Origin of the sequence: Pseudonocardia xinjiangensis, assembly GCF_012911925.1 — a bacterium.
Classification (GTDB): Bacteria; Actinomycetota; Actinomycetes; order Mycobacteriales; family Pseudonocardiaceae; genus Pseudonocardia; species Pseudonocardia xinjiangensis.
Window position 1 is genome coordinate 23614 of record NZ_JAAXKY010000011.1, and the last position, 22352, is coordinate 45965.

General features: G+C 73.1%; 27 protein-coding genes and 3 pseudogenes. 11 read left to right on the top strand and 19 right to left on the bottom strand.

Features of this window, described 5'->3' with window-relative positions; genetic code table 11:
* Positions 1–397: 397 nt before the first annotated feature.
* The 3 genes from HF577_RS05800 to HF577_RS05810 all read left to right on the top strand — a co-directional run bounded on the left by HF577_RS05800 (position 398) and on the right by HF577_RS05810 (position 2100).
* Positions 398–1156: a crotonase/enoyl-CoA hydratase family protein gene (locus HF577_RS05800; RefSeq protein ID WP_169394693.1), complete on the top strand. Its 759-nt coding sequence runs from the start codon at positions 398–400 to the stop codon at positions 1154–1156.
* Between the two features lie 105 nt (positions 1157–1261).
* Positions 1262–1786, top strand: a complete 525-nt coding sequence (locus tag HF577_RS05805) for a DUF3291 domain-containing protein (RefSeq protein ID WP_169394694.1) — start codon at positions 1262–1264, stop codon at positions 1784–1786.
* A complete protein-coding gene (locus HF577_RS05810) occupies positions 1783–2100 on the top strand; it encodes a hypothetical protein (protein WP_169394695.1) in 318 nt (105 codons plus the stop codon). The genes HF577_RS05805 and HF577_RS05810 overlap by 4 nt, the downstream gene beginning before the upstream one ends.
* A 6-nt stretch (positions 2101–2106) precedes the next feature.
* Here HF577_RS05810 and HF577_RS05815 read toward each other — a convergent pair whose 3' ends face one another.
* The 4 genes from HF577_RS05815 to HF577_RS05830 form a co-directional block, all read right to left on the bottom strand.
* Positions 2107–2625 (bottom strand): HD domain-containing protein, encoded by a 519-nt coding sequence (locus tag HF577_RS05815; protein WP_211173850.1) that lies wholly within the window; start codon positions 2623–2625, stop codon positions 2107–2109.
* Positions 2626–2654: 29 nt separating this feature from the next.
* Positions 2655–2849: a PhnE/PtxC family ABC transporter permease gene (locus HF577_RS05820; protein ID WP_246265886.1), complete on the bottom strand. Its 195-nt coding sequence runs from the start codon at positions 2847–2849 to the stop codon at positions 2655–2657.
* A gap of 135 nt (positions 2850–2984) precedes the next feature.
* Positions 2985–3812: a phosphonate ABC transporter ATP-binding protein gene (phnC, locus tag HF577_RS05825; RefSeq protein ID WP_312858964.1), complete on the bottom strand. Its 828-nt coding sequence runs from the start codon at positions 3810–3812 to the stop codon at positions 2985–2987.
* Positions 3809–4162 (bottom strand): type 2 periplasmic-binding domain-containing protein, encoded by a 354-nt coding sequence (locus tag HF577_RS05830; protein WP_169394696.1) that lies wholly within the window; start codon positions 4160–4162, stop codon positions 3809–3811. The genes phnC and HF577_RS05830 overlap by 4 nt, the downstream gene beginning before the upstream one ends.
* Positions 4163–4470: 308 nt before the next feature.
* Between HF577_RS05830 and HF577_RS05835 the strand changes: the two genes are divergently transcribed.
* The 4 genes from HF577_RS05835 to HF577_RS05850 all read left to right on the top strand — a co-directional run bounded on the left by HF577_RS05835 (position 4471) and on the right by HF577_RS05850 (position 7341).
* Complete coding sequence (locus HF577_RS05835; protein WP_312858965.1) at positions 4471–5208, top strand: GntR family transcriptional regulator; 738 nt, start codon at positions 4471–4473, stop codon at positions 5206–5208.
* A 50-nt stretch (positions 5209–5258) separates the two neighbouring features.
* Entirely contained in the window at positions 5259–5423 is a 165-nt protein-coding gene (locus HF577_RS05840) for a hypothetical protein (protein WP_169394697.1), read from the top strand.
* Positions 5420–6619 carry an alpha-D-ribose 1-methylphosphonate 5-triphosphate diphosphatase gene (locus HF577_RS05845; protein ID WP_169394698.1) on the top strand — a complete coding sequence of 400 codons (1200 nt, stop codon included), beginning with the start codon at positions 5420–5422 and terminating at the stop codon, positions 6617–6619. The genes HF577_RS05840 and HF577_RS05845 overlap by 4 nt, the downstream gene beginning before the upstream one ends.
* A gap of 92 nt (positions 6620–6711) precedes the next feature.
* Positions 6712–7341: a TetR/AcrR family transcriptional regulator gene (locus HF577_RS05850; protein WP_169394699.1), complete on the top strand. Its 630-nt coding sequence runs from the start codon at positions 6712–6714 to the stop codon at positions 7339–7341.
* Between the two features lie 88 nt (positions 7342–7429).
* Here HF577_RS05850 and HF577_RS05855 read toward each other — a convergent pair whose 3' ends face one another.
* The 4 genes and pseudogenes from HF577_RS05855 to HF577_RS05870 all read right to left on the bottom strand — a co-directional run bounded on the left by HF577_RS05855 (position 7430) and on the right by HF577_RS05870 (position 9854).
* Positions 7430–7711 (bottom strand): hypothetical protein, encoded by a 282-nt coding sequence (locus tag HF577_RS05855; protein WP_169394673.1) that lies wholly within the window; start codon positions 7709–7711, stop codon positions 7430–7432.
* Positions 7712–8060: 349 nt separating this feature from the next.
* Positions 8061–8360, bottom strand: a pseudogene (locus HF577_RS40080) (hypothetical protein); the annotation flags it as partial.
* Between the two features lie 29 nt (positions 8361–8389).
* Positions 8390–9217 carry an MOSC domain-containing protein gene (locus HF577_RS05865; RefSeq protein ID WP_169394700.1) on the bottom strand — a complete coding sequence of 276 codons (828 nt, stop codon included), beginning with the start codon at positions 9215–9217 and terminating at the stop codon, positions 8390–8392.
* A gap of 10 nt (positions 9218–9227) precedes the next feature.
* The gene (locus tag HF577_RS05870; protein WP_169394753.1) at positions 9228–9854 is read right to left on the bottom strand and encodes a class I SAM-dependent methyltransferase; all 627 of its coding nucleotides are present in this window, start codon (positions 9852–9854) and stop codon (positions 9228–9230) included.
* 62 nt (positions 9855–9916) lie between these two features.
* Between HF577_RS05870 and HF577_RS05875 the strand changes: the two genes are divergently transcribed.
* A complete protein-coding gene (locus HF577_RS05875; RefSeq protein WP_169394701.1) occupies positions 9917–10390 on the top strand; it encodes a GNAT family N-acetyltransferase in 474 nt (157 codons plus the stop codon).
* Between the two features lie 65 nt (positions 10391–10455).
* Here HF577_RS05875 and HF577_RS05880 read toward each other — a convergent pair whose 3' ends face one another.
* From HF577_RS05880 to HF577_RS05910, 7 genes are all read right to left on the bottom strand, one after another.
* Complete coding sequence (locus tag HF577_RS05880) at positions 10456–10674, bottom strand: hypothetical protein (protein WP_169394702.1); 219 nt, start codon at positions 10672–10674, stop codon at positions 10456–10458.
* 39 nt (positions 10675–10713) lie between these two features.
* Positions 10714–12261, bottom strand: coding sequence for an amidase (locus HF577_RS05885; RefSeq protein WP_169394703.1), 1548 nt, complete (start codon positions 12259–12261; stop codon positions 10714–10716).
* A gap of 105 nt (positions 12262–12366) precedes the next feature.
* Complete coding sequence (locus HF577_RS05890) at positions 12367–13788, bottom strand: ABC transporter substrate-binding protein (protein ID WP_169394704.1); 1422 nt, start codon at positions 13786–13788, stop codon at positions 12367–12369.
* Positions 13788–14153 (bottom strand): metalloregulator ArsR/SmtB family transcription factor, encoded by a 366-nt coding sequence (locus HF577_RS05895; RefSeq protein ID WP_169394705.1) that lies wholly within the window; start codon positions 14151–14153, stop codon positions 13788–13790. Before HF577_RS05895 ends, HF577_RS05890 begins: the two co-directional genes overlap by 1 nt.
* Positions 14154–14308: 155 nt before the next feature.
* Entirely contained in the window at positions 14309–15637 is a 1329-nt protein-coding gene (locus HF577_RS05900) for a VOC family protein (protein WP_169394706.1), read from the bottom strand.
* Entirely contained in the window at positions 15634–16167 is a 534-nt protein-coding gene (locus HF577_RS05905) for an RNA polymerase sigma factor (RefSeq protein WP_169394707.1), read from the bottom strand. Before HF577_RS05905 ends, HF577_RS05900 begins: the two co-directional genes overlap by 4 nt.
* A 101-nt stretch (positions 16168–16268) precedes the next feature.
* Entirely contained in the window at positions 16269–17330 is a 1062-nt protein-coding gene (locus HF577_RS05910) for an alpha/beta fold hydrolase (RefSeq protein ID WP_246265888.1), read from the bottom strand.
* A 424-nt stretch (positions 17331–17754) separates the two neighbouring features.
* Between HF577_RS05910 and HF577_RS05915 the strand changes: the two genes are divergently transcribed.
* Both HF577_RS05915 and HF577_RS05920 read left to right on the top strand, forming a co-directional pair.
* Complete coding sequence (locus HF577_RS05915; protein WP_246265906.1) at positions 17755–18507, top strand: D-2-hydroxyacid dehydrogenase; 753 nt, start codon at positions 17755–17757, stop codon at positions 18505–18507.
* Positions 18508–18785: 278 nt separating this feature from the next.
* Entirely contained in the window at positions 18786–20354 is a 1569-nt protein-coding gene (locus tag HF577_RS05920) for an alpha/beta hydrolase (protein ID WP_169394709.1), read from the top strand.
* A 19-nt stretch (positions 20355–20373) separates the two neighbouring features.
* Here HF577_RS05920 and HF577_RS05925 read toward each other — a convergent pair.
* Positions 20374–20729 (bottom strand): annotated as a pseudogene (locus tag HF577_RS05925) (transposase); the annotation flags it as partial.
* 1 nt (position 20730) lies between these two features.
* Here HF577_RS05925 and HF577_RS05930 point away from each other — a divergent pair.
* Positions 20731–20874, top strand: a pseudogene (locus HF577_RS05930) (transposase); the annotation flags it as partial.
* A gap of 95 nt (positions 20875–20969) precedes the next feature.
* On the opposite strand, the gene HF577_RS05935 reads toward HF577_RS05930, so the two are convergent.
* From HF577_RS05935 to HF577_RS05945, 3 genes are read right to left on the bottom strand one after another with little or no spacing between them, the layout of a single operon-like run.
* Positions 20970–21107 (bottom strand): hypothetical protein, encoded by a 138-nt coding sequence (locus HF577_RS05935; protein ID WP_169394710.1) that lies wholly within the window; start codon positions 21105–21107, stop codon positions 20970–20972.
* A gap of 47 nt (positions 21108–21154) precedes the next feature.
* The gene (locus HF577_RS05940; protein WP_169394711.1) at positions 21155–21652 is read right to left on the bottom strand and encodes a transmembrane transport protein; all 498 of its coding nucleotides are present in this window, start codon (positions 21650–21652) and stop codon (positions 21155–21157) included.
* Positions 21649–22182, bottom strand: coding sequence for an RNA polymerase sigma factor (locus HF577_RS05945; RefSeq protein ID WP_312858966.1), 534 nt, complete (start codon positions 22180–22182; stop codon positions 21649–21651). Before HF577_RS05945 ends, HF577_RS05940 begins: the two co-directional genes overlap by 4 nt.
* Positions 22183–22352: the final 170 nt, after the last annotated feature.

A 22352-nucleotide genomic window follows, 5' to 3' on the forward strand; every position in this document is an offset into this window, starting at 1 on the left:
CCCAGCCGGCCCGCACGCCAGCTAAATACTGCTCTGACCAGCACTTATCGGGCCACCATGATCGACCGCAGGCTCGGGATTCCCGGCGCCGGCACATCCGGCCGGAACGACGTCGGCTCGGTCGGCGTCCCCGTCTCTCCGGCCCATCGGGCCCGTTCGCCGGCGAGACCATGTTCACCCGGTTGGGGCTCGCGTGCCTGCGGGCATCGGAGCCGCCCGTAGGGTCCGATGCCCGGTGCCTGTCGGGCCATGCTGCGGCGGTGCTTCTCCGCCGACCGCAGGTGAGCTCTACTGATCATGCGACAGACAGGTTCTGACGCCTCGACGAGGAGGAGGTCCGGATGCCGGCCGTGGATCTGATGCGCCGGGCGTTGCGCGACCCGCTGTGGGAGAGGTCGTGACCGCGGTCCGGGTGGAGCGCACGGCTCCGGTCACCACGGTGTTCCTGCACCGCCCCGCCCGCCGCAACGCCGTGGACGGGGCCACCGCCGCCGCACTCGCCGACGCGTTCCGCGCCTTCGACGCCGACGACGAGGCCGCGGTCGCCGTGCTCCACGGCGAGGGTGGCGTCTTCTGCGCAGGCGCGGACCTGACGGCCGTGGGCACCGAGCGCGGCAACCGCGTCGCCCCCGACGGCGACGGCCCGATGGGGCCGACCCGGTTGCGGCTGTCGAAGCCGGTGATCGCCGCGGTGTCCGGCTACGCCGTCGCGGGTGGGCTGGAGCTGGCTCTGTGGTGTGACCTGCGGGTCGCCGACGAGACCGCGGTGTTCGGCGTCTTCTGCCGCCGCTGGGGCGTCCCGCTGATCGACGGCGGGACGGTGCGGCTGCCCCGGCTGATCGGCACCAGCCGCGCGATGGACCTGATCCTCACCGGCCGGCCGGTCGATGCGGCGGAGGCGTTGGCGATCGGGCTGGCCAACCGCGTCGTGCCGGCGGGGGAGGCTCTCGCGGCCGCGCAGGAGCTCGCGGCGCAGCTGGCCGGGCTCCCGCAGCCGTGCCTGCGGCACGACCGGCTGTCCGTGCTCGACCAGGAGGGGCTGTCGGAGGCCGATGCGCTCGCCGTGGAGTTCGCCCACGGCCAGGTGTCGCTGGCCGCCGACGCGCTGGACGGAGCCGCCCGGTTCACGAACGGAGCCGGCCGCCACGGGACGTGACGCGGGCGCCCGAGGTTCAGGAAAGCCACTTTGCAGAACCCTCAGGGCAGGAAAGTGGCTTTCCTGAACCTGGCGGGGCGCTGCGGGGCGCCTTATTCTCCGCCGGTGCATCAGCTCGCCCAGGTCAACGTCGCGCGGTTGCGACGACCCCTGGACGACCCGTCGATGCGGGAGTTCGTGGCGGCGCTCGGGCCGGTCGAGCGGCTGGCCGCGGTCGCTCCCGGGTTCGTCTGGCGGCTGACCTCGGACGGCGTCCACGGCGTGTGTGTGCAGCCCGAGACGGGCGGCCCGATTTTCGTCAACCTGACGGTGTGGCGGGACTACGACGCGCTGCACCAGTTCGTCTACCGCAGCCCGCACGCGGGCTACCTCAAGCGACGGTCGCGCTGGTTCGACCCCACCCCGCAGCCCTCCACGGCGCTGTGGTGGGTGCCGGCCGGCTCCGAGCCCACCGTGGACGACGCCCTCCGGCGCCTGCGCCATCTCCGCGACCACGGCCCGTCGGGGCGGGCCTTCTCGCTCCGCAGGCGGTTCACCGTCGACGGCAGGCCGGTGCGCGCCGCCCGTCGGGGTGGACCGGCCCGGGTACCGGACAAAACGGACCACTGGGCCCGTACGATCGGATCATGACCCGTCGCGCGACCGCGCCCGTCCTGACCGCCCTGATCGCGCTTGTCTTCGTTGCCGGATGTGGGGGCGAGGGTTCGCAGACCGACTGCGGGCTCGACGGCTGCACGATCACCTTCCCGCGCAGCGGTGCCGCCGCCGTGTCGGTGCTGGGCATCGAGGCCAGGGTCGTCGGCGTCGAAGGGGGCACCGCGCAGCTGGAGGTCGCCGGGCAGCAGATCGCCGTACCGGTGGGCGGGGAGACCCAGGCCGAGGGCTTCACGGTCGGGGTCGAGCGGGTCACCGACGCCGAGGTCGTGGTGCGCGTCCGGCCCTGAGCGGGCTCAGCCGAGCGCGGCGTCCAACAGCTGCTCGATCGGCAGCGGACGGGCGGCCGGGTTCTTGGCCCGGTCGTCCCACCGCCGCAGGTCCATCGCGTCGGCGGCCAGCCGGTGACGCAGGAAACGCTCCACCTCGCCCCCGCTCGCTGGGCCGCCCTGCTCGGCGAGCGTGCGCACCGAGGTGGGGGAGAGCAGGGCGAGGTAGTCGGGGTCGGTGGCCACCAGGGCCCGCTTGGCCAGCACGTGCGACCCGACCAGCCAGCCGGCCTCGGCACCCAGCAGACCGGTGACGTACGCGGCGCCCGCCCGCTCGTGCGGGGCCTGCGGCAACGTGGCCTCCACGTGCGGCAGCCTGCCGACGTCGTGCAGCAACGCGGCGGCCACCAGTGCGGGACGGCTGCCCGCCGCCACGGCGAGGGTGCCGGCCTGCAGGGCGTGGGCGAGCTGGTCCACGTCCTCGCCGTCGTAGGGGAGGTCGGCCATCGCCAGCAGATCGCTGCGCATGGTGTCGCGGGTGGTCATGGAGAGCGCCCTTCTCGGTAAAGGGGGGGTCAGAACCGGTCGCGCAGCCAGATCGCCGGCAGCTCGACCAGCATCACGGTGGCGAAGATCATGATCAGGATCGTGGTGACGACGCCGAACTCCAGCACGCGTGAGGCGCTGAGCAGGTAGTAGCCGATCGCGCCCGCGCCGACGATGCCGAGCAGCGTGGCCGCGCGGATGTTCGTGTCGAGCAGGTAGAGCACGTGCGCACCACAGCGCCGCGGCCAGCAGCACGAGCAGCACGAGCACCGCGGCCGCCGTCCCCGCCGACGGCCGCGTGGCGAGCCGCTCGCGCGCCGGCGGGCGGGGCGCCGGGGCCGACGGCGCGCGGACGGCCATCAGCCTGCGGTCGCCAGCAGCGCGCTCGCATCGGCACCGACGCGGGAGTACACCGCCATCACCTGGTCGCGGTCCAGCCCCGTGGTCGGCAGGTCGAGCACGGTGCGGCCGGTCCGCAGGCCGATGATCCGGTCGCCCCAGCCGAGGGCGAGATCCACCTGGTGCAGGCTGCACACCACCGTGAGCGAGTTCTCCCGGCTGATCGTCTTGAGCAGGGTCATCACCTGCTCGGACGACTCGGGGTCCAGCGACGCCACCGGCTCGTCGGCCAGCAGCACCTCGGCCCGCTGTATCAGCGCACGGGCCACCGCCACCCGCTGCTGCTGCCCGCCGGACAGGGTGTCCGCCCGCTGGAACGCCCGGTCGGCCAGCCCCACCCGGTCGAGGTGTTCCAGCGCCTCGCGGCGCAACGCCCTCGGGTACGTCGGCAGGCCGAGGCGGGGCCCACGGAGGCGACCGAGCGCGCCGGTGCAGACGTTCTCGAGGACCGTGCGGCTGCCCACCAGGTCGAACTGCTGGAAGACGAAGCCGATGCGGCGCCGCAGCCCTCGCAGGGCACCCCCGCGGGCCGAGCCGACGTCCAGCCCGAGCACCCGCACGCTGCCCGACGTGGGCAGATGCAGGCCGTCGACGTGGCGCAGCAGGGTCGACTTCCCCGAGCCCGACAGGCCGAGCAGGACCACGACCTCACCCGCGTGCACCGTCAGGGAGACGTCGTCGAGACCGAGCACGTCCGGACCGAACTGTTTCGTGACCCCGGCGAACTCCACCACCGGCGGGGTGGCCGCGCGTCGTGTGCTGCCGTTGGTGCTGTCCCTGACCGTCACGACGTCGAGGTGCAGTTCTTGTTCTTGGTCTCGTCACAGACCTTGCGGATCGGGTCGTAGAAGGCGTTGTTCACCGGTGCGTAGCCCCACGAGCTCCCGTCGAGGGTGCAGGCCCCCGAGCAGTAGCCGTTGGCCTTCAGGTAGTCGACGTTGGCCTTGGTCTGGAAGGCCTCGGAGATCTTCGCCTGCAACGCGGGGGACAGGCTGGTGCTGATCGCGACCGGGGAGCCGGGGATGATGTCCGACTTCAGCACGGTGGTGATCTCCCCGGGCTTCAGCTGGCCCTTCTGGATGAGCGTCGTGTCGACCATCGAGTCCTCGGGGAGCACACAGCGGAGAGTGCGGTTCATACCAGGTCGGGTCTCCCTGTCCAGGTGCGCGATGCGTCGGACCGTCCGGCTGTCCGACATCACGACCGAGGCTCCGAGTCGGCGATGCTGACGGCCGGTCCCCCGGGTGGCCGGAGGCTGAACGCGCGGCAACGGTTCCGTTGTCATGCCCGCTCAACTCCCGGCTGGTCCCCTTTGCCCACCTGATCTCGACAACAGCCGGTGGGGTTCACCCAGCGACCTCCTGCCGTTCGCGCTCGTGGAGTTGTCCGGACAAGTCGGCGGGGCAGCGTCGGGTCGCGGAACGTCACCTCGGAAGGGACGTGAACGTGGGCACGACCATCACCTCGCGCGGAACGCGCTACCTGGACATCGCCGAGCAGCTCGCGACCGAGCTGGCCGACCTGCCGACAGGAGCCCGCGTCGCCGGGGAGCACGACATCACTCTGCGGTTCGGAGTCGGCAGAGCCGCGGCACGGGCGGCGCTGCAGGAACTGGAGCGGCGGTTACTGGTACGCCGGATCCAGGGCGCGGGCACCTTCGTCAACCGGCGGATCGACTACGTCATCTCCCACGACCGGCGCCCGTCATGGCACGAGACGATCGCCGCCGCGGGGGCACAGCCGCGCACGGTGGTTCTCGGTGTCGACGTGGTGGCCCTGCCGGAGGAGCCGGCGGCCCTGCTCGACCTGCCGCTCGGCACGCCCGCGCACCGGTTGCGCCGCCAGTCCTACATCGACGACCTGCTGGCGGCCACGTCGCACGAGTGGATCCCGGTCGCGACCGTCCCGGAGCTGGGCGCGGCGTTGCACGCGGCCGAGTCCGTCGACCTGGTCCTGCGCCAGGTCGGACGGGTCCAACCGGTGCGGTCGTGGAGCCGGGTGAGCCTCGACGTGCCACCTGTCGACGTGATCGTGGGCCTGCGGATGGAGTCGACGGCACCTGTGTGGCTCGTGGAGAGCCTCAGCCGGGACGCCGAGACCGGCCTCCCGGTGATGTGCAGCAGTTCATGGATGCGCGCGGACGCGCTCCGCGTGGTCGTGGAGCTCGGGGAAGGACGGGGATGAGCGGTAGGAGCACGACGCAGGACACGACATCACGACAGACACAGGAGGGGGTGCGCGAGAAACGCGCCGGGCTGCTCGCGCTGGCGGGCAGTGCCGAGCTCGTGGCCCACGACGCCGACGCGATGCGCAGGCTCGCCGACCGCGTCGTCGAACTGGGTGCGGGCCGGGTCCACCGCCACGGTGCTGCCACTGAGCTGCTCGGGAGCGCGGCTTGAGTCACGCCCGTACCGCGGTGCGGTGGACGCTCGGCGCGCCCCCGCTCGACTACGTGCTGGGCCACGTCCGGGCCGTCCTGCCGGACCGGGTCGTCGACGACGCCCGCGTCGCCGTCCGGGACGGGCGGATCGCCGAGGTCGGGCCGCATCCGCCCGGGTCGGAGGCCGATGTGGACGGGGCCGGCCTGCTGTGCGTCCCCGGCGTGGTGGACGTGCACTCCGACGGCCTGGAGCGGGAGGTGCTGCCCCGGCCGGGTGCGCGGCTGCCGTGGGAGTTCGCGATCCTGTCCTTCGAGGGCAAGCTGCGCGCCGCCGGGGTCACCACGGTCTTCCACGGCGCGTCATTCGAGGAGGGCACCTCGCCGTCCACCGTCCGCACGGTCGCGACCACGCGCGAGCTGTGCGCCGCCGTCGCGGAGCGCGGCGTCGCGGCCGTCGACCACCGCATCCTGCACCGCCTCGACGTCCGCTCCCCGGAAGGGCTGGCCGCGCTGCGGGAACGGCTCGCCGGGGCGTCCCCGGGGGACGTGCCCGCGCTGGTCTCCCACGAGGACCACACCCCGGGGCAGGGGCAGTACGCCGACCGCAGCCACTACGAGCGGTACGTGGCGGGCACCCGGGGCCTGTCCGACGGCGAGGCGCGCGACCACGTGGACCGGCTGATCATCGAGCGGGACGACCGGCTGCCGATCCGCGCGGAGGCCCTCGACTGGCTGGGTGGGCTCGCGCGGTCGGGAGCGATCCGGCTGCTCGGGCACGACCCGGCGAGCGCCGCGGAGATCGACGACCTGGTGGCGAGGGGCGGGGCGGTGGCCGAGTTCCCGACCACCCTGGAGGCCGCGGCGGCGGCCCGGGAGCGGGGCCTGCCGGTGGTCGCCGGTGCGCCCAACGTCCTGCGTGGCCGGTCGCACGCCGGCAACGTGTCGGGCGGCGAGCTCGCGGCCCGCGGCCTGCTCACCGCGCTGGCGTCGGACTACCTCCCGTCCGGCCTCGTCCCGGCCGCGTTCCTGCTCGCCGCGCGCGGCGTGGTCTCGCTGCCTGCCGCGGTGGCGCTGGTGACGGCGGGGCCTGCGGAGGTGGCGGGGCTCACCGACCGCGGCCGGCTCGGCGCCGGCGTGCGGGCCGACCTCGTGCTGGTCGAGCCGGGGGAACCGTGGCCGGTGATCCGGTCGGTGCTGCGCGCGGAGACGCTCTGACCGGCACCGCCCACACCCGGAGGCCACCGTGCACACGTCAGGACGTGTGCACGGTGGCCGTCCGGTGTGCACGGTCGTCCTAGGATCCGCGGGTGCCCTCGATCACGCGCCCGCGCCCGCAGGGCCCCGACCGTCGCGCTGCCGTCGAGGCCCAGGTGCTGGCCGCCACCGAGAAGCTGCTCGTCGAGGGCGTCCCGTTCACCGAGCTCGGCGTGCAGCGCATCGCCACCGAGGCGGGCATCGCGCGCTCGACGTTCTACCTCTACTTCCGCGACAAGACGGAGCTGCTGGTACGGCTCGCAGAGTCGCTCAAGGAGCAGTTGTTCGACCTCGGGGAGGACTGGCGCCCGACGGGACCGGGCGGCGGCCCGGACGGGCTCGCCGCGCTGTTCGAGCGCATGATCCGCTACTACCGCGACCACGGCGCGGTGCTCGCCGCGATCAGCGAGACGGCCGCCTACGACACGGTCGTGCGGGACTACTGGACCGAGGAGATCAGCCGGTTCGCCGAGCGGGCGGTGGCGCGCCTGCAGGAGGAGCGGGAGGCCGGCCGGCTGGCGCCGGACGTCGACCCGGCGGTCGCGGGCTGGACGCTCGCGGTGGGCGGTGCGCAGGTGATCGCCCGGCACGTCGTGGGCGGTGATCCGAGCGCCGACGCGGTGATCGCGCGGGAGCTCGCCCTCTCGCAGTGGCACGGGGTGTACCGCCGCCCGGCTGGCTGACCGCGCCGGACGCGCGCGCAACGGGCGACTCGCGGGGCCGGGACGGGCGACTCGCGGGGCCGGGACGGGCGACTCGCGGGAGTGCGGGTCAGGCGGCGTCTGTCCGGGAGCGGAGCTCCGCGACCCGCTGTTCCACCTCGGCGGCGGAGAGGGTGCCGCGACGGTCCGCGCCGACGGGCACGGCGGCGGCCACGACGGAGTCGGCGAAGAGGTCGATCCGGCTGACCGTCTGTGCGTTCAGCGCCCGCTCCTCGCCCGCCGGGACGAGCGCGTCGGACACGTACGACGTGGCCCCGCCGGTCCACACCGGGACGCCGGCCACCGCGCCTGCGCTGACGAGGTGGGTGTGGCCGGCGAGCACGATGCGCACGTCGGTGCCGGACAGGACCGCGCCGAGGGTGGTGCGGCGCTGCAGTTCGATGGCCGCGGACAGCCGCGACGGGGACGGCAGCGGCGGATGGTGCAGTGCCGGCCGGCGCGGGCTCGGTCAGCTCGGCCTCCAGCCACGCGAGCTGGTCCGGGGTGAGCTCACCGTGGGCGTGCCCGGGCACGGTGCTGTCCAGCACGACGATCCGCAGGTCGCCGATCCGGGTCACGTGGTCGAGCGGGGCCGTGTCGGCCGGTCCGCCGGTGGGGCGGATGCCCAGCAGGTGGGTCCGCAGTGCGGCGCGGTCGTCGTGGTTGCCCATGACGAACAGCGCGGGCGCCCCGAGGCGTGCGGCCACCGGCTCGACGAGCGCGCGGAGCCGCTCGTAGGCGGCGGGCTCGCCCTTGTCGGTGAGGTCGCCGGTGAACAGCAGCGCGCTCGGTGCCACCCCCGACTCCTCCACCGCGGCCAGGGCGCGGGTGAGCGCTTCGGCCGGGTCGATCGCGTAGCGGACGCCGTCGGCCACGAGATGCAGGTCGGTGAACTGGATCAGCGTGTGCTCGGGCGCGGGCGTCACGGCGTCGATCCTCGATCGCGCCGGCGAGCGGGGACAAGCGACTCCGGGTGAACTCCCGGCGTCCGCCACGTGCACCGCGACAGGCGCCGGCAGTGCCGTCGGCGCTAGGGCTCCGCTTGTGCCCAGCGCTCGACGAGCACCTCGTCACCGACCGAGAGCTTGCCCGGCCGCAGCACGGCGAACTTCGCGCCGAAGGTCACCCCGCCCCCCTCGGCGCGGCGGTAGCCGGCCAGCGTGCGCAGGGGCTCCGGGCCCACCCGGACTCCGGTCTCCTGGTCCACCGTCGTGACGGCGCACCGGACGGCGAGCTTGGCGTAGCCGAGCAGCGCGTCCCCGATCGCGACCTGGCGGGCCCGATCCTCGGTGTGCGGCTCGTCCCACCCGTCGACCACGATGTTGGGCCGGAACCTGTTCATCGGCACCGGCTCCCCACCCAGCTCGACGAGCCGCGCGTGCAGCAGGTCCAGGGACGCGACGCTGGTCATGAGCAGTGCGGAGCTGTCGGCGTAGCCCGCCGTGCCCGGGGTCTCCCCGCCGGTCACGCGGTCGTGGTCGGGCGGCACCCGCACCAGCCGGCTCGGGGCAGCGAGCAGCGCCGTCAACCACTCGGCGGCCCGCTCGCCCTGGTCGATGCCCGCGTAGGGCACGCCGAACAGATCGACCGCGTTGCGCGGCCCCTCGGTGCGCACCTCGACGGGCAGCGCGTCCATGCCGGGGGCGCGGAGCGTGAGCAGGTCGAGGTCGCCGTCGACCTCCGGCCGGATCTGGGCGAGGCGCGGATCCCGCCGCTGCGAGCGGAAGACGCCGTCGGCGTCGACGATCATGAAGGACCGGTCGTGGGCGAGCCCGGCGGCGGTCAGGGCGGACTCGCACGCCGCCGTGCCGGCACAGCCCTTGATCGGATAGTGCAGTAGCGACGCGACCCTGGCCACCCCGACCACGCTACCGTCGCCCAGCCACCGGGACCTGCGCCCACACGAGGAACGACCGGCGGGTGCGCTCGCCCGCGGCCGGTGCCGTCATCTGGGTGCGCGCCGCGACGAAACCGGCCTCGGCCGCGATCCCGGCCGCGGCCCGATCATCGGCGGGGATGGTCAGGTGGCTCTCGACCAGGCGGCGGAACTCGGGTGACGGGTGGAAGTCGGCCGCCATCGGCACGCTGAACGCCACCTGTCCGCCGGGGCGCAGCACGCGCCGCCACTCGCGCACCGCGTCCCGGCCGACGAGGTGCAGCGCCGAGGCGCAGAGCACGACGTCGGCCGCGCCGTCACCGAGATCGAGCGGCACCGCCGGTGCGTGCCGCCACTCGATCCGGCCGTCGGGATCGTCGCGCCCGGCCTTGGCCCGCGCCCGTTCGAGCATGCCCCGTGAGACGTCCACGCCCACCACGCGGCGCGCATCGAGCAGGGCCACGGCGGCGAACGCGGCGAACCCGGTGCCGGTCGCCACGTCGACGACCAGGGCCGGTGGGGGATCCGGCTGCAGGCCGCGCACCAGCTGGTCGGCGATCGTGACGTGGTGCAGGTCGTCGTCGTAGGTGGGGGCGGAAGCGTCGAAGGCGGCGGCCATCTCGGTCACCGCCGGGATCGTAGGTGACCATCGGGATCATGGTCGCCCGATATCCTGCGCCGATGTCGTCCGTACGGATCGAGACCGTCACCCTCGACGAGCCCGCGGTCCGCGAGCTGATCGGTGAGCTCGACGCCGAGTTGCACGACATGTACCCGGAGGAGGGCGCGGTCCACGACCGGCTCGACCCGGCCGAGGTGGCGCCGGGCCACGGGGTGCTCCTCGTTGCGGTCGACGACTCGACGGGCCACATGCTCGGCTGCGGAGCCGTGCGGCTGCGCGAGCCCGGCGTCGGCGAGATCAAGCGGATGTACGTCCGGCCGCAGGCACGCGGCCGCGGGGTCGGCCGGGCACTGCTGGCTGCGCTCGAGGCGGAGGCGGCGGCGCTGTTCGCCGACCGGGTGGTGCTGGAGACCGGTGCGCGACAGGTCGAGGCCGTCGGGCTCTATCGGCACGCCGGGTACGTCGAGATCGAGTGCTTCGGGGAGTACGCCGACTCGCCGCTGAGCCTCTGCATGGCCCGCACGCTCGGGTAGGCCGGTCCGGTCGGGGGTCCTGTCGGTGCCTCGTGCTCCACTGGGGCAGGGAGGTGATGACCGTGTCATTCGTCCACGGGCACGCGCGGGCCACCGGTTGGGTGATGGCCCATGTCCGGCGCCCCACCACCGCCGAGGACGGTCAGCTTCCGCTGCTCGCCGCGGTGCCGCTGCCGCGCCCTGCGGACGCGGAGGAACCCGCGGAGCCCGACCCGCAGGCGCCCGGCGCGGCCCGGAAGTCCGTTGTCGCACGAGCTGAGCTGCCGGCGCCGGGGGAACGGCATGCTCGCCCGGTAGGGGGCGGGCGAGCATGCCGTAGCTCGTCAGCTCGCGCCGGCCACCGCTGAGGCCTGCGGCGCGGGGAATCCCCCGACCGCCTGCTCGAAGGTGTGGGCCACGCGCAGCACGGTGGCGTCGTCGAACCGCTTCCCGATGATCATCATCCCGGTCGGGAGGCCGTTGGCCTGCCCGGCGGGCACGCTGCACGCCGGGTGCCCCGAGACGTCCAGCGGCGCGCAGTTCGTCACCATCTCCAGCGCCCGCACGATCTGCTCCTCGCGCGGGGCGTCCTCGGCCGGGATGAGCGAGGCCTGGATCGGCGTGGTGGGCATGACCAGCACGTCGTAGCGGGCCAGCGCCTCGTCGTAGGCCGCTCGCAGCCGGGGGGCCAGGTTGCGCGCCATGGCGTAGTGCTTGCCCCGGTAGCGGTCGAGCGCGTAGCGGCCGGAGAGCAGCACGAGCTTGACGGTCTCGGAGAACTGGCTGCCGTCCGCACGCCACTTGTTGCCGTAGAACTCGATGAGCTCGGGGTCGTAGCGGCCCTGCCAGTTCAGGCCGTAGCCGTTGCCGTCCACCATCTGTGCCGTGGCGCCCTCGATGGAGATGACGTCCCAGATCTTCAGGCCGTGCAGGTGCCAGGGGATCGAGACGTCCTCGACGGTGAGGCCGGCCTCGCGCAGCGTCTCGGCCGCAGCGCGCACCGCGTCGTCCACATCGGGTTCGGAGCCTGGGTGGCCGAAGCCCTCGCCGACCACACCGACCCGCAACCCCTCAGCGGACCGGGAAAGTGCCGCGACGTAGTCCTGGACGACGAGGTCACCCGGCTGGCGCGGGTCGTGCCCGTCGGGTCCGGCGATGACGCCGAGCAGCAGCGCGGCGTCGGCCACCGTGCGGGTCATGGGGCCGACGTGGTCGATCGTCTGCTCGATCGGGAACGCGCCGGTGTAGGGCACCAGACCGTGGGTGGGCTTGTGCCCGACAATCCCGCTGAAGGAGGCGGGCATGCGGATGGAGCCGCCCTGGTCGCCCCCCGTGGCGAAGTCGACCACACCGGACGCGACGAGTGCGGCACTTCCGCTGGACGACCCGCCCGACGACCGGCTGGTGTCCCACGGGTTCTGCACCGGGCCGGTGCGCGAGGTGTGTGAGCCACCGGAGAAGCAGAGGTCCTCGCAGACGGCCTTGCCGGCGATCGTGGCGCCGGCGGCGAGCATCCGGGACACGATCGTGGCGTCCCGGGACGGGACGAAGCCCTCCAGGGTGGTGGAGCCGTTCATCATCGGCACGCCGGCCACTGCGGTGTTGTCCTTGACCGCCACGGTGCGGCCGGCGAGCGGGCCCTCGCTGCTCTCGGTGATGTTGCAGGTGACGTACCAGGCGTTCAGCGGGTTGTCCGCGGCCTCGGGCCGCGCCCACGCCCGGTCGGGCGCGACGGGCTCCACCTGCGCGTGGAGCGCCTCGACGGCGTCCCACGACGCGAGCACCCCGTGCACCAGCGGGGCGAACGACTCGACGTCGGCGTCGGTCAGGCCCAGGCCGTAGCCGACGGCCACCTCGGCGATCTCCGACTGGTCAGGGGGCTCAAGGGGCATCGTGTGTCTCCTCGCGGTCGGTGGCCCACGCACCGTAACGAGCGGGAGATCGACATGTCTACGACAGTTGGCACGTTGATCAGGCGGGGGTCGGGCAGCCGACCGTCACCGCGGGAGGTCCACGAGGAAGCCACCGGTCGTGGCCTCGGCCAGGAACATGCGCTGCGGCTCCTGGCCCACGGCGGCCTCGCCGCGCGGGAAGTCCTCCCGGCTGTAGCGCAGCTCGCGCGCCGTGGCGCCGAGGTGGTCGGCGCCCGCCCGCCGGACGGCCGCCGCGTAGCGGTGCATCGCCTCGTACACCGACTCGGAGATGCTCGAGACCGGCGGCGCGAACTGCCCGAACGTGGTGCGGTAGCGCTGCAGGAACGCCTCGTTGACGGGGCCGGGGAGCTGTTCGAAGTAGCCGGAGACGCCCCACATCCCGGCCGCGGCGTCGTCGCCGATGCGCTCGCGGGTGGGCTCGTCGAGGGCGAGGGCGAGCGACCGGCACCGGTCGCGGACACCCATCGCGTGGCACTGCCGCTCGAAGTGCACGAGGTCGGCGCCCACGAAGGAGGACAGCACGACGTCCGCCCCCGACTGCAGGACGCTCTCGATCAGCGGCGCGAAGTCGCGGGTGCCCAGCGGCGCGAAGTTCTCCCCCACCACGGTGCCGCCGTCGTCGGCCAGCACCCGCCGCGCGGTCGTGTGCACCGCGCGCGGCCACACGTAGTCGTTGCCGGCGAGGAACCAGCGCCGCCCGCCCGCCATCTGCATCATCGGGGCCGCCGCGGCACGCAGCTGGTGCTCGGGGCGTTCCCCGAGCTGGACGCGCAGGCCGCCGTCGAGGCCACCCTCGTTCATGACCGGCTGCACCATCAGCACGCCGGAGTCGCGCAGCTCGTGCGCGGCGCGGGAGAAGGTGGCCGACGTCGTGCTCGCCATGATCACCCGGCAGCCCGCGTGCACCAGCCGCCACGCCTCGATGGTGCCGAGCCGGGGGTCGGTGGCGTCGTCCCCGACCATGAGCCGCATCGGTCTGCCGTCGATGCCGCCGTCGGCGTTGATCTCCTCGACGGCCATGGCCGCGAGGTTCTCGGTGGCCGAGGCGAACACGCTGGCGGAGCCGGACTTGCTCGTCAGGAGGCCCACCGGATGGGTGCCCGCCACGGGCCCGTCGGGCACGGGGAAGCCGCGGCGGCGCATCAGCCAGTGCAGACCGGCGTCGTCGAGGTCGGCGATCAGGCGCACCCTGGTGCCGCCGCCGTTCGGGTCGATGTGCACGCGCAGGCGGCCCCGCCACGGCTGGTCGTGCCGGATCTCGATGCGCGACGGAGAGCGGACGGCGGAGATCCGGCCGAGGATCTCCACGGGCCCGGAGGCCGCGCCGAACATCGGCGCGTTCAACGTGACGACCGCGCCCACCCCGACCCGGTCGCACACGGCATCGAAGACCCATCCCGCACCCGTGCCCGCGCCGAACAGGGCGAACACCGCCTCGGGCGGTGCGTCGACGTGCTGTTCGGCCGTGAGGGCGAGCCGGCTCATCACATGGCTCTGCGAACGGGCCCGTCAGCGGCGGTACCGGTGCCGGCGTCGTTCGCCGCGCCCTGTTCCGCGGCGGCCTTGGTGGCGTCGAGCGACCCCTGGAACAGCTCCTGCAGCAGCTGGATCACTTCCTGCGCGGGGCCGGTGGCGTCCACGGAGTAGTAGCGGAAGCGGCCGGTGCGGCGCTCGGTGATGAGGCCTGCGGTGCGCAGCACGCGGAGGTGGCTGGACACGGCGGTGCGTCCCACCCGGTTGATGTGCTCGGACAGCTCGCCCGCGCTGCACTCGTCGCGCTGGGCCAAGAGCGTCAGGATCTCGCGGCGAACCGGATCCGCGAGGGCGTCGAACGCCGCGTCAGCACCCATCTCGGTCGTCCCCCCTGGCCACTGCCGCACCCCCTGAGCGGTCCCCTGATCCGGTGCCGAGGAGCGAGCGTCCGTCGGCCCCGCGGGATGAGAGTAGCCCGATCGGGTCCCGGTGGCCTCCTCCGGCGGCGGCTGAGCCGGTCGTCGGTGGTCTCTCAGCGTTCGACGAGCTGGAACCGGCCGCCCTGGTCGTCGGTGCACTCGGCCGCCCTCCCGAACGGGCGCCGCTCGGGTCCGGCGCCGGTGCCGCCAGCGGCCCGGACGGCCTGCACCGCGGCGGCGAGATCCGGGACGGCGAACGACGGCACCACCACGGCGGGTTCGGACCGCCCGCCCCAGATCGACGTGCGGGGCCGCGGCTCACCCGCCGCCGTGCGGACGTTCCACCCGTTGGCGACGCGGGCGGGCACGAACCCCCAGCCGAGGACCGTGCCGTAGAAGGCCCTGGCCCGGCCGGCGTCGGGCACCCGGAGCACGAGATGGGCGATCGCGTCGTCCGACCCGGGCACGGGTCCGGGCGGCCCGCTCCGGAGCGCGAAGGGCACCCCCAGGTCGTCCACGCAGTCCGTGACGCGGCCGGGGGGCTGGTCGGCCGGTTCGCCCGCCGTGCCGCCCGCCGCGCGGACCACCGCGACGGCGGCGTCCACGTCGGGCACGGCGAAGCAGAGCATGAGCGTGCTCCGGTCGTGGCCGCCGGACAGCCCCAGCCGGGCGCCCGCGCTCGTCACCCGGCGGTGCTGCGGCCCGGAGCCCGGCTCCACCGTCCAGCCGAGTACGGCGGCGTAGAAGCGTTCGGCGCGCTCGACGTCGGCCGTCCACAGCGAGGCGTGGACGATGTCGCCGGTGCGCGGTCTCGCCGGTTCCCGCGACACCATCCACCGGTGCCCGAACGGGTCGAGCACGACGCCGCCGCGGCCGTAGGGCGAGTCGGTGACAGGACGCTCCAGCACGCCACCGGCCGCGAGCGCACGATCGACCACCGCGTCGGGGTCGGTGACCTCGAGGCGCAGCGACTGGGTGGAACCACCGCGGGTCACCGGGGCCAGCAGATCCAGCTCCGGGAACTCGTCGGCCATCATCAGCACGCTGTCGCCGAGCACGACCTCGACGTGGCCGATGCGGCCGTCCGGCATCAGGACCGGCTCGCCGCGGCGCGCCGCCCCGAACGCGCCGATGTAGAACTCCACGGCGGCGCGCGCATCCGACACCGCGAGGTAGGGGGTGACGGTGTGCAGCGGCAGGACCGCGGCGGCCGTCGCGGTGCCGGTCGTGGCGTCGGTCGTGGCGTCGCCGACGGTGGTGTCGGTGGTGGAGGCAGGCTCGGGGGTGGTCGGCTCGGCGATGGTCGCCCCGGTGGCGGTCACGGTGTCGTCCGGCCGGTCCAGCACCGCGCGCTCTACGCGGACGCGCAGGCCGTCGGCGAACTCCGGGTCGGGGGTGGCCGGGGCGTCGGGGATGCGGAGGGCGTCGAAGGCGTCGGTCATCGCGGGCCGCCCTCCCCGCGGATGGAGTAGCTGCGGCGGAACGCCGTCCGGGCCCTGACGAGCAGTGCCTCGGTGGCGTGCACGCTGCGTCCCAGCACCTGTGCGACCTCCGGCACCGGCAGCCCGTCGAGGTAGCGCAGGGTCAGCACGGCTCGATGGGTGCCGGACTGCGCGTCCAGCACCTCGTGCGCGAGCATCGCGTCGAGCCGTTCGTCCCACGGGTCGTCCACCGGCGTCGGTCCGCCGTCGACGGACCGCAGGTTCCGTTGCTCGCGTTCGGCCGCGCGCCAGTGGTCCGCGAGCTTGTGCCGGGCGATGCCCACGAGCCATGCCGTGCTGGGCGTGGGGGGCCGGTCGCCGAGGCAGGCGGCGACGGCGCTCAGGAACGTCTCGGCCGTCAGGTCCTCGGCGAGGGCCTGCCAGCCGCAGCGGGCGAGCAGATACCCGTAGACCTCGGGGAGCGCCTCGTCGTACAGATCGAGCAGCGCGGAACCGGCGTCCGGCCGGGTCCTCCCGCTGCTCTCCTGCACACCTCATACATCGGCCGAAGCGCCGGTTCTCCGACGGCGTTTCACCCCATCGGAGCAGCTAGAAGAGGCGACTCGCGTGCGCAGAACGGGCGACTCGCGGGTCAGACGGACGTGAGGAACTCGGCGAACACCGCCAGCCACTTCTCCCGGGAGTCGAGGTGGGGGCCGTGCCCCGCGCCGTCGAAGATCTCGGTCCGCACCACCCCGCCTGCGTCCGCGTAGCGCTCCAGCACCTCCTGGATCTGGGTCACCATCGGCTGCGGGGGGAACACGTCCGGCCCGGGCCATCCCGGGACGGCCCCCGACGCGCCGAGGGTGCCCAGCTCCAGCGGCGATCCGTCGGCCACCACGAGGTCGGCGCTGCCGTGCGTCCACAGGACGGGCGGTTTGGGGTCGAGGTCGACGAGGCCCGTCCAGTCGCAGTACTTCGGCGACAGGGCGTTGATGAGACCGGACGTGCCCGGCGCCATGCCCGGCCAGTTCGGCGAGGCGGTGGAGTCGCCCGGGTAGTTGGCGTCCCCGGTGACGGTCTTCAGGATCTCCGCGACGAGCAGGTCCTCGCGTTCCGGCAGCTCCCGGTGGGTCGGGGCGAAGTAGAAGGTGTTCAGCACGTTGCGGATGGAGAAGGGGCTCTCGGCCGAGTCGTCGCCCGCGGCGATGCGCCGCACGATCTCCCGCTCGACGGTGCCGCCGCCGGACCCGGCGAAGTCGGGGAAGCACGGTGTGCCGTCGGCGCGGACACCCCCGTAGCCGTAGGGCGGCACGGGGTCGAGGAACGTCAGCGACGCGACCGGCCGGTCCATCGCGTACCGGGCGATCGCCGCGCCCGCCGTCGACCAGCCCACGAGATGCGGGGGCCGGTCGATCCGCAGGGCCCGGGTGAGCGCGGCGAGGTCGTCCGCCCAGTCGCCGAGGCCACGGGTGGCGTCCACCGGAGCGGGTTCGGAGTCGCCGAAGCCGCGCATGTCCGGGGCGATGACGCGGTACTGCGGCAGCTCCGGCATCAGGTGCTCGAAGAAACGGCCGGTGGAGAGGTTGCCGTGCACCATGAGGATCGGCACGGCATCGGCCGGGCCCGACTCCAGGTAGTGCATCCGGATGCGGTCGGTGTCGACGCTCGCGGAACGGACGCCGGGGAGCAGCGGCACCGGGGACATGGTCATGACCGGATGCTCGTCGGTCCCGACCGCCCCGGCAAGGTCGGGAGCGGCCGGCGGGGAGGGCAGCCGGTCGTGTCAGGCTTGTGCCCACTGCCGTGGACGACCGCGGTGGTGCGAGAACGGGAGGTGGCAGGTGCAGGATCGGCTCCGGGTCGCGGTGGCGACACCCCTGAGCGAGGAGCTGTGCGGGCTGATCGAGCAGCGGGAACCGCGCATCGAGCTGGTGCGCGACCAGGAGCTGCTGCCGCCCGTCCGGTACCCGGCCGACCACTCCGGCGACCCGTCGTTCGTCCGCACCCCGGAGCAGCAGGAGCGCTTCGAGAAGATGCTGGCCGAGGCGGAGGCGCTCTACGGGATCCCGGACGACAAGCCCGCCGAGCTGCGCCGGGCCGTCGAGGCCAACCCCGGCCTGCGGTGGGTGCAGACGATGGCCGCCGGAGGCGGTGCCCACGTGAAGGCGGCCGGCCTCACCCAGGAGCAGCTCGACCGCGTCACGTTCACGACGTCGGCGGGGGTCCACGCGGCCCCGCTCACGGAGTTCGCTCTCCTCGGGTTGCTGGCCGGGGCGAAGAACCTGCCGAAGCTGCTCGCCGACAAGGCCTCACGCCGGTGGGACCGCTGGCCGATGGGTCAGCTGCGCGAGCAGACCGTGCTGGTTGTCGGGCTCGGCGGGATCGGCAGCGAGGTGGCCAGGGTGCTCGCGGCGCTTGGCGCCACGGTGATCGGCACGAGCAGGCGCGGCGAACCCGTCGACGGCGTCGACGAGCTGGTGCACCCCGACGAGCTCGCCGCCGTCGTCCCGCGGGTCGACGCCGTCGTCGTCACCCTGCCCGGCACGGCGGCCACGGAGAAGCTGGTGAGCGCCGAGGTGCTCGCCGCCGTCCGGCCCGCTACCACGCTGGTCAACGTCGGGCGGGGCACGGTGATCGACGAGGAGGCGCTGGTCGAGGCACTGGGCGACGGGCGCATCGGCTTCGCGGCGCTCGACGTGTTCGCCGCCGAGCCCCTCGACCCGGCGAGCCCGCTGTGGGACCTGCCGAACGTGCTGATCAGCCCGCACACCGCCACTCTGACGCCGGCCGAGGACCGCCGCATCGCCGAGCTCTTCGCCGAGAACGCCGGCCGGCTGCTCGACGGGCGGCCGCTGCGCAACGTCGTCAACACCGTCGAGTTCTACTAGCCGCTCCCGGGCCCGGCCGAGGGCCGCCGTGAGCATCCGGCCCCGGCCGCGTACCCCCTGTGCGTCGCTCTCGACCCTCTGACCGGCGGTTTGTCCCCGTTGTCGGGCTCGGCCGGGAGCCCCGTGCGCGACGTGGCGCTGAACACCCCCGTGCAGTCGTCCTCCCGATTGAGGTTTGCGTGGTGATAGCGCAGAGTGACAAGTCACTCGTCTGAGGGGTCTTTCCGTTCGTTCTCGGGCGGAACTGGGGGGCATGCGTGCGCAGAATCGTGACGGTCATGGCGGCTGCCGGCCTCGTGCTGGTCGGCGCGGTCATTGCGCCCACTGCGCATCCCGGTCTCGCGGGCACGGCCATAGCGGTTCCTGCGGCGGAGGTCGCGCCCGTCGCCGATCCCGAGCCCGACTACACGCCTCCGCCCGTGGCGTGGGGTCCCTGCTCCGCGGCGCAGCTGCAGGCCGTCTCGGCGCAGTGCGGGTTCGTCGAGGTGCCGCTCGACTACTCGGCACCCCAGCAGGCGAAGATCAAGCTCGCGGTGTCGATGGTGAAGCACACCACCCCGCAGGCCCAGTACCAGGGCGTCATGCTGGTCAACCCCGGCGGGCCGGGCGGCTCCGGGTTCGGGCTCTCCCTCCTCGGCTCCGCGGTGCCGGACAACGTCGGCGCGAGCTACGACTGGGTCGGGTTCGATCCGCGCGGTGTGGGGTCGAGCCAGCCGGCACTCAGCTGCGTCCCCGACTACGCCGGCTACAACCGCCCGGACTACGACCCGGACACCCCCGGCAGCGAGGCCGCGTGGCTGAAACGGGCCGAGTCCTACGCGAAGGCGTGTGGCGCGAAGAACGGCGATCTCCTCAACCACATCACCACCGTCGACTCCGCCGACGACATGGAGAGCATCCGGAAGGCGCTCGGCGCCGACCAGATCAACTACTACGGCTTCTCCTACGGCACCTATCTCGGCCAGGTGTACGCCACGCTGTTCCCGGACCGGGTGCGGCGGATGGTGCTCGACAGCGTGGTCGACGAGCGGAACGTCTGGTACCAGGCCAACCTCCAGCAGGACGTCGCGTTCGAGCGCAACATCCAGATCTTCTTCGACTGGATCGCCAAGAACGACGGCGTCTACCGGCTGGGCAACAGCGGCGAGGACGTCGAGAAGCTCTTCTACAGCCAGAAGGAGAAGCTGCGCCAGAAGCCGGCCGGCGGGCTGATCGGCCCGTCCGAGCTGACCGACCTCTTCCTCGGCGCCGGCTACGACGTCCGCAACTGGGAGAACGTCGCGAGTGCCTTCTCCCAGTGGGTCAACGGCGGTGACGCCGCGGGGCTCAAGACCGTCTACAGCGGGTCGGCGTCGACGACCGACGACAACAACTACGCCGTCTACCTCGCCGTGCAGTGCACCGACACGCAGTGGCCCACCGACTGGAACCAGTGGCGCGAGGACAACGCGAAGGTCGCCGTGCAGGCGCCCTTCGAGACCTGGGCCAACGCCTGGTACAACGCGCCGTGCGCCTTCTGGCCCGCGAAGCCGGCCAAGCCGGTACAGGTCGACGGCAGCAAGGTGAAGAGCCTGTTGCTGATCGACGAGACGCTCGACGGTGCCACGCCGTTCGAGGGCAGCCTCCAGGCCCGCCGGCTGTTCCCGAACTCCGCGCTGGTCGAGGGGGTGGGGGGCACCACGCACGCGGCGTCGCTCTCGGGTGACCAGTGCGTGGACGGCCACGTCGCGGACTACCTCGGCAAGGGAACGCTGCCCAAGCGGGTGCCGGGAGACGGTTCCGACGCGCAGTGCGACCCGCTCCCGCAGCCGACCCCCACGGCGCTGGTGGCGGCGGGCCCGGCCTAGGGCCTGTCTGAAGTCGTGATCATTGGAGGCTGCGCATCCAGATCACTGCTCCTCGCAAATGGAGGCCGGCGAGGTAGCTCTTGGGTGTTTTGATCCTCACAGTCGTAGCGGGTCGCGATGCCGCGCCGCGGCTTTCAGCTTGTTGATTAGGCGCTCGACAGTGTTGCGATCTTTGTGGAGCGCGGCGTCGTGGCTGACCGGGCGGCCTCCGGCACTCCCCTTCTCCTTGCGGTTGGCGACCTGGTCGGCCTTCTCCGGGATCACCGCCTTGATGTTCCGTCTGCGCAGGTAAGCGCGGTTGGCGCGGGAGGAGTACGCCTTGTCGCCGGCGACCGCGTCGGGTCGGGTGCGGGGGCGGCCGACCGGGCCTCGGACCTTGACCTGGGAACTCACAGACGATGAGTGGGAGTCGATCGAGCCGTTCCTGCCGATAGGCACGTCCGGCCCGTATCCGGAGCATCTGCGGGAGCAGTTCGAGGGCGTGATCTGGAAGTTCCGCTCGGGTGCCCGGTGGCGGGAGAGCCATCCCCGTCCTCTGTCAGCTGCCCAGTGTCACTGAATTCTTGGGCGTGTCACCGAGGTCTCAGCGGTGGAACCTCGGCTCGGGTCGCAAGCTCAGGTCAGGAGCAGGCCGACGCCGATCAGCAGGGCGGTACAGGCCAGGGCCGCGACGACCAGGACGGTGCGCTTGCTTCCACCGCGGAGGCGGAGCGCGAGGGCCAGCGGGCCGATCGGAGGAGTCTTGTTGTCCATGTCTGTCTCCCTGATGATCTGGGTGATCTTTAGATGAAATCGGCTGTTCAGGGGGCGTCTTGTCGCAGGGCATCCCGCAGTCGCAGTAGTTCGCGTCGGCGGCGCCGCGCCCGTGCCAGGGTGAGCATCGCGGCGGCGGTGAAGACGACTCCGCCCGCGGCGGTGGCCACCAGGTCGGTGGTACTGCCGCGGACTGCAGCCAGCGCCACCCCGGCCAGGGCGGTCACCACGGTCGCCGCCAGTGCGATCCGGGCAGACAGCACCCGGTCCCGGGCGAACAGCGGCCGACGCCTGCTCAGCACCCAGCCGGCGAAGACGGCCCAGGCCAGCCCGATGGCGATCAGTCCGGCGTAGACGGCCTGGGTACGCGTCGGCAGAGCATTCGGCTCGGTGGCCCACAGCACCGCGATCATGGCCGCGCCGCATCCCCCGGCCAGGCCCACTGCCACGTGGCGCAGCCTGGACCGCAGTGACACCTCTGTGGCCAGCGTGCGCTCCAGTTGCTCGGGCACATCCCGCTGCGCTGCGCGGCTCTGCTCGCTCATGCCTCGTATCCCTTCTCGGCAAGGAGGTTGCGCAGCATGCGCCGGGCGCGGTGCAGCCTGCTCTTGACCGTGCCGGCCGGTACGCCAAGCACCTCCGCGCAGGAAGCCAGTGGCAGGTCCTCCAGGTGGAGGAGGATCAGCACCTTGCGCTCCAAGGGCGGCAGAGCAGCAAGACCTGCCTCGATCTGCATCGTGGTGAGCACGCCGCTGAGCTCGTCGTCGGCGACGACAGTCGTGGCTTCCTCCATGGCCGTCTCCGGAGCCTTGTACGTTTGCCGCAGATGGTCAGTGACTGTGCGCCGGGCGATGGTGAACAGCCAGGGGGCGAACCGCTCCGGCTGCCGCAGCCGCGGCAGGCCGCGCACCACAGCGACCCACGCCTCCTGAGCAAGATCGTCCGCGAGGTGCGGAGAGCCGACCATGCCTCGGACATAGCGCCACAGCACGGGGTGCCACATGGCCACCAGTTCGCGGAACGCCTCCCGCTCCCCAAGCTGGCAGCGCACCACCAGCAACCCGTCGTTGCCCACCACACCTCCCTGCTCTGCACCATCCGTCACACAGGCAGTCGGCATTCCGGGCGGAAAGGTTCACGGAATCCTGAGCATGCGGTCGAAACGCCGGTCGTAAGAGGAATCTCACCCCTTGATCTCGACTTCAGACAGGCCCTGGGTGCGCCCAGGTGTACCCGGCCCCACAC